2 protein-coding genes are annotated in these 4660 nt (G+C 65.3%); both read left to right on the forward strand.

Annotation, left to right across the window (positions count from 1 at the left end; all coding sequences use genetic code 11):
• The coding region (locus tag AX685_RS02185; protein ID WP_066484939.1) for a cytochrome P450 at positions 1-1018 on the forward strand (1018 nt) is incomplete at its 5' end.
• 243 nt (positions 1019-1261) lie between these two features.
• Positions 1262-4546 carry a TonB-dependent receptor gene (locus AX685_RS02190; RefSeq protein WP_331710140.1) on the forward strand — a complete coding sequence of 1095 codons (3285 nt, stop codon included), beginning with the start codon at positions 1262-1264 and terminating at the stop codon, positions 4544-4546.
• The last annotated feature ends 114 nt before the right edge of the window (positions 4547-4660 follow it).

Raw genomic sequence — 4660 nt, forward strand, 5'->3', positions numbered from 1 at the left:
GTCGGAGGCGAACGGCTTCACCATCTCGCGGATTGCCGAGGATGAGGTGCGGATGCCGATGTTCATCGGCCGCGACCGCCCGATCCACACCGCGCAGCGCCGCACCGTCGCCCCCGCCTTCACCCCCAGCGAGATGGTGCGGCTGACGCAGAACATCCGCGACCGCAGCGCCGAGGTGCTCGATACCCTGCCCTGGAACACCGCGTTCGACTGGGTCGAGCGCGTGTCGATCGAACTGACGACGCAGATGCTGGCGATTCTGTTCGATTTCCCGTGGGAGGACCGCGCGAAGCTGACCATGTGGTCCGACTGGATGGGTGACATCGAACTGGCCAAGAGCGAGGAACTGCGCCAGCAGCGGCTCGAGAAGATCTACGAATGCGGCGCCTACTTCCAGAAATTGTGGGCGGCCAAGGCGGGCGCGGCGCCGACCCCGGACCTCATCTCGATGATGATCCATTCGGACGCGATGAGCCACATGGACGCCAACGAATTCATGGGCAACCTCATCCTCCTGATCGTCGGCGGCAACGATACGACGCGCAACACCATGTCCGGCCTCGTCTACGCGCTCGACCAGTTCCCCGCGGAGCGCGCCAAGCTGGAGGCGGACAGCACGCTGATCCCCAATGCGGTGAGCGAGATCATCCGCTGGCAGACCCCGCTCGCGCACATGGCGCGCACTGCCCAGCAGGATACCGAACTGATGGGGCAGCGGATCGCGGCGGGCGACAAGGTGGTGATGTGGTACATCTCCGCCAATCGCGACGAAAGCGTGTTCGGTCCCAATGCCGACGATTACCAGGTCGATCGCCCCAATGCCCGCCGCCACCTGGCGTTCGGGCACGGCATTCACCGCTGTGTCGGGGCGCGGCTGGCGGAACTGCAGGTCGCGATCCTGCTGGAGGAGATGGCGAAGCGCCGGATGCGCGTGAACGTCACCGGTGCGCCCGATCGCGTAGCCGCCTGCTTCGTCCACGGCTATCGCCACCTTCCGGTGGAAATCTCCCGTTATTGAGGTGGTTGGCCGACCAATAGGTCGGCCGCCCTGTCTCTTTTTTGCAACGCCGCCGCGGCGTGTTGCAGCGCCGAACGATAAGACTCGCGACTGTCACGGGAACGACATATTCGCGGCGCAGTGGCGCGCCCAACGGCAATAGCCTGCGCGCCGCGGGCCAGGGGCCAAAAGGGGACAGAATCGATGCGAAACAACCTTTTCGTGGGTGTGGCCGCGGTCGCGCTTATCGCGCCGGCAGCCGCCATGGCGCAAGAAACCACCTCCACCATCCGCGGCAGCGTGACGTCGAACGGCGCCCCCGTGGCGGGCGCGACCGTCGAGGTCGTCAACGTGCCGTCGGGGACGCGCCAGAACACGTCGACCGACTCCAACGGCAGCTTCACTGCTACCGGTCTGCGGCCGGGTGGCCCCTACTCGGTGACGGTGCGGGCGCCGGGCTACACCGACACCACGATCACCGACGTCAACACGATCGTCGCCCAGACGTTCGACCTGCCGATCGAACTGGCCGCCGAAGGCGCCAGCAGCGACATCGTCGTGACGGCGTCGTCGATCTCGAGCGCGCGTACCGTCAGCCAGGGTCCGGCAACGGTGCTCAGCGCGACGAAGATCGGCACGATCGCCTCGGTCAACCGCGACATCCGCGACCTGATGCGTCGCGACCCGCTCGCCCGTCTCGACGACACGCCCAGCGGCGGCCGCGCCGTCAGCTTCGCCGGCCAGAACGCGCGTTTCAACCGCTTCACCGTCGATGGCGTCCCGATCACCGACAACTTCGGCCTTAACCCGGACGGCTTGCCGAGCCGCCGCTCGCCGATCCCGCTCGACGCTATCGGCCAGTTCCAGACCAAGGTTGCGCCGTATGACGTGCGCGAGGGCAATTTCCAGGGCGGCGTCGTCAACGTCATCCTGAAGTCGGGCACCAACGAATTCCACGGCACCGGCTTCTATTCCTATTCGTCGGACGAACTGGCCGGCACGAAGACGAAGGCCGGCCCCGGCGTCCCGACCGGGGTCGTCACGCTGCCTAACTACAAGTACGAGAACTACGGCGCCGAGCTGGCTGGCCCGCTGATCAAGGACAAGCTGTTCTTCATGGTCGCCGGTGAGCGCCTGCGCGCGCCGCGACCGATCGCCGAAGGGCCGACCGACAACAACGCCGGCAACGCCGTCCCGGGGCTGACCCAGGCGACCGTGAATCGCATCTCGGACATCGCGCGCACCCGCTACGGCTATGAGACCGGCGGTGTCGTCAACAGCAACCAGGACAAGGACGACCGCCTCGTCGCCCGCATCGACGCGAACCTGTCGGACACGCAGCGGCTCGCAGCGACCTACAGCTACGCCGAAGATTCGATCGTCATCACCAACAACACCAGCGTCAACCCGTCGGCGCCGCAGCTGGGCTTGGCGTCGAACGCCTATATTTCGGGCAACAAACTGCACACCGGCGTTCTGCAGCTGAACTCGCAATGGTCGGACGACTTCTCGACCGAAGTGCGCGGCTATTACAAGAAGTACGTTCGTCTGCAGGATCCGCTGCTGGGTCGCGGGTTCGCGGAGTTCCGCGTCTGCGCCGCCGAAAATTCCGACCGCGGCAACCCGGGTTCTGCCGGCGCCTCCGCTTCGGTCACCTGCGCGCCGAACACGCCGCAGGTCGCATTCGGGCCGGACGTGTCGCGTCAGACCAACGCACTGAACACCGAAACCTGGGGCGGCACCGTGCAGGCGCGCCTGACCCGTGAAGGGCACGACCTGCGCATCTTCGGCGACATCGCGCATGTCGACGTGTTCAATGCCTTCCTCAGCAACTCGAACCCGCGCGGCGGCACTGCCGGCACCTATTACTTCGACTCGATCGCCGACTTCGCAGCGGGCAATGCCCAGCGTTTCGGCTATACCAATGCCGTCCCGACGCCGAACCCGGATCTCGCTTCGGCGGTGTTCAATTACTGGCAGTACGCCTTCGGCGTGCAGGACAACTGGGCGATCACGCCGACGCTGAACGTCAGCTACGGCATGCGCTATGACCTGTATGGCAGCCATAGCCGCCCCTCGCTGAACCCGACGTTCACCAGCCGCTACGGCTTCACCAATGCGTCTTTCCTGTCGGGTCGTGGACTGTTCCAGCCGCGCGTAGGCTTCGACTGGAAGCCTGACCGGCAGCTCAGCGTCCGCGGTGGCATCGGCATCTTCGGTGGCGGCGCACCCGACGTTTATACGTCGAACAGCTTCTCGAACACCGGCATCCTGTCGAACACCATCGACATCCGTCAGCTGAACGACGGCAGCTACGCCGGCAACGCGACCTTCCCGGCCGGGTTCAATCCGCAGGCGATCATGACGAACGTCAACGGTTCGGCGGTGCCGGCGGCAGCGAACACCTATCTTGTCGGCGGCGTCTCCGCGGCGGCGACGAACGCGGTCGATCCCAACTTCAAGCTGCCCTCGCAGTGGCGCGGGACGTTGTCGGTCGACTACACGCCCGAATTCCTGGGCGGCGGCTGGAACTTCGGCGGCGACTTCTTCTGGTCGAAGGTTCGCGACCAGGTGTTCTGGACCGACATCCGCTCGGTCCCGACCGCGTCGCGCACCCCGGATGGCCGCGTGCGCTACACGTCGCTGACCACCTTCTCCGACACGCTGAATGACATCCTGCTGACCAACACCTCGCGCGGTCGCAGCTATGTTGCGGTGGCGCGCGTCAACAAGCAGTTCGACTTCGGGCTGTATGCGGGCATCAGCTACACCTACCAGAACATCAAGGATCAGACCCCGGCGACCTCGTCGACAGCTGGTTCCAACTACGCCAACGGCGCGTTCCTTGACGGCAACAACGCCGCATACGGCGTGTCGAACGACGAGGTGCGCCACAACATCAAGTATGACGTGACCTTCGATCACGCCTTCTTCGGCGATTACAAGACGACGTTCGCGTTGTTCGGCGAAACCCGCATCGGCCGTCCGTACAGCTACACGATGCAGGACACGTCCAGCGGGCGCAGCACAATCTTCGGCACCACCGGTTCCGGCACGCGCTACCTGATCTACGTGCCGACCGGCATCGACGATCCGCGCGTCTCCTATGACAGCACCACCACCCGCGACACCCTGGACGCCTTCTTCCAGTCGTCGGGCCTGGCGAAGTATCGTGGGTCGATCGCGCCGCGGAATGCGTTCAATTCGAAGTGGTTCACGCGCTTCGACCTGCACGTCGCTCAGGAAATCCCGACGTTCGTCGGCAATTCGCGGATCCAGCTGTTCGCGGATATCGAGAACTTCACGAACTTCCTGAACAAGAACTGGGGTCAGATCCGCGAGTACGGTTTCCCGTACAATGCGGTGGCCGCCCGCGTGACCTGCCTGGTCGCTGCGACGCCGACCGGCACCACCGGTACCGCGCCGACCAGCACCGCGCAGCCTTGCGCCCAGTATCGCTACAGCCTGCCGAATGCGACGCCGACCGATACGATCTACGCGCCGCAGTCGCTCTACACGATCCGCATCGGCGCGCGCTTCAGCTTCTGAGCTGCGGCGCCCACCGGGCACCACCCAACGCAAAGGCCGTCGCCCCAACCCGGGGCGGCGGCCTTCGTCGTTTTGCACCGGGCGGCGCGGCGTTGTAGAGAGGCGGACGATGGC

It is taken from the genome of Sphingomonas sp. CCH9-F2 (genome assembly GCF_001556735.1).
GTDB lineage: Bacteria > Pseudomonadota > Alphaproteobacteria > Sphingomonadales > Sphingomonadaceae > Sphingomonas > Sphingomonas ginsenosidimutans.

Excerpts from the sequence above, each read along its gene's own strand:
- AX685_RS02190 (WP_331710140.1), top strand. The coding sequence starts at position 1,262 with ATGGCGCAAGAAACCACCTCCACCATCCGCGGCAGCGTGACGTCGAAC.